The organism is Methylobacterium nigriterrae, assembly GCF_037106235.1.
GTDB classification, from domain to species: Bacteria; Pseudomonadota; Alphaproteobacteria; order Rhizobiales; family Beijerinckiaceae; genus Methylobacterium; species Methylobacterium nigriterrae.
Map to the genome: position 1 here is coordinate 1 of NZ_JBAWTG010000904.1, position 268 is coordinate 268.

1 pseudogene is annotated in these 268 nt (G+C 78.4%); it reads right to left on the reverse strand.

Annotated features, from left to right (window positions below):
* Positions 1 to 204: pseudogene (locus WDW90_RS39625) on the reverse strand (EcsC family protein); the annotation flags it as partial.
* Positions 205 to 268 lie beyond the last annotated feature (64 nt).

Here is a 268-nt window from a genome sequence, read left to right on the forward strand (position 1 = left end):
CGCGTCGGTCACGGGGGCCGGCAGCGAGCGGCCGATCATGTCGAGGGGCGCGCCGGCGGCCGCCGAGAGGCGCGCGGCGATGCCCGGCTGCTCCAGGGCGCGGACGGCCCGCCGGAGAGCGGCCAGGTCCTCGTCGCTGAGCGCGCGCGCCTCGGCGCCGGTGGGTGCCGGCAGGGTCTCGCCGGCGAGGGTGAGGTCGCTCACGTCTGAGGTCCCTTGCTGGTTCTCGCGCCGGTCCGCCGCGTGCCGGGGCGATCGGTCAAGGCAA